Origin of the sequence: Methylophaga sp. UBA5088 (genome assembly GCF_002414625.1) — a bacterium.
GTDB lineage: Bacteria > Pseudomonadota > Gammaproteobacteria > Nitrosococcales > Methylophagaceae > Methylophaga > Methylophaga marina.
In genome coordinates, this window is sequence record NZ_DIAC01000041.1 from 6,638 (window position 1) to 7,495 (window position 858).

The window sequence follows — 858 nt, forward strand, 5'->3', positions numbered from 1 at the left end:
AAAGTAACTATTACGCTCATATCCAATGCGTTTATCTGATAACCCAAATTCGCGTAAGGCATCCACCAGCATCTGAATGGCATCACCCGTATCAGGGTAAGGTCGTGTTCGTTCCACCCAGGTTCTGGCAATAATATTCGACTCCTCCATCGCCCGGGTGATCATGAAGGGCTCCTGCTCTAAAGGAACGACCAGAGCTTGAAAGAAAGAGTACCCTGTGGTCTGATAATCCGTCATGTACATGATGTTTTCCGGATCGGTAATCACCACTGCATCTAAATGACGTTGAGCAATTCTGACCCGTAGCTCACTCAGACGGCGTTCATATTCCTCAAAGGGAAAGGTCATATCATCGCGTTGTCTCATGCTGCCTCCTCCATGACTTTTTGTGTCGTATTCACCAGCACTTCTAATCCGGCTTGAAGATCATCTTCAGGAATCGTCAAGGGTGGAATCAGCTTAACCACACGTCCACCTGTACCACAACTGGCAATCAGCAAACCAGCTTTAAAGCATTCATCTACAATCGCTTTTGCACGCTCACCAGTTGTCACATCTAAACCGATAATCATGCCTTTACCGCGAACCTGTATCTGTTCAAACCTCTCTTCTAACGGTGCCAGTGTCTGATACATTGTTTCGGCTTTTTGCCTGACTTGCTGCATCAGATCATCGTTATCAAAATAGGTCAGAGCTTCTTTACCGGCTACAAAAGACAAACTCTGTCCACGGAATGTCCCAGTATGTTCACCCGGCGCCCAGTACTCATCGACTTCTGGCTTAATCAGATTCATTGCCATCGGTGTTCCCATCCCACCGAGCCCTTTCGCCATACAGATAATATCGGGGTCAATATCG

At 47.0% G+C, this 858-nt stretch carries 2 protein-coding genes; both read right to left on the minus strand.

The genetic code is table 11. The features are described from left to right. Positions 1–366: aminopeptidase P family N-terminal domain-containing protein (locus B4K20_RS05820; RefSeq protein WP_289282216.1), on the minus strand; the 366-nt coding region annotated here is incomplete at its 3' end. Next, on the minus strand, positions 363–858 hold a 496-nt coding region (locus tag B4K20_RS05825), incomplete at its 5' end, for an aminotransferase class III-fold pyridoxal phosphate-dependent enzyme (RefSeq protein WP_289282217.1). The genes B4K20_RS05820 and B4K20_RS05825, both read right to left, overlap by 4 nt.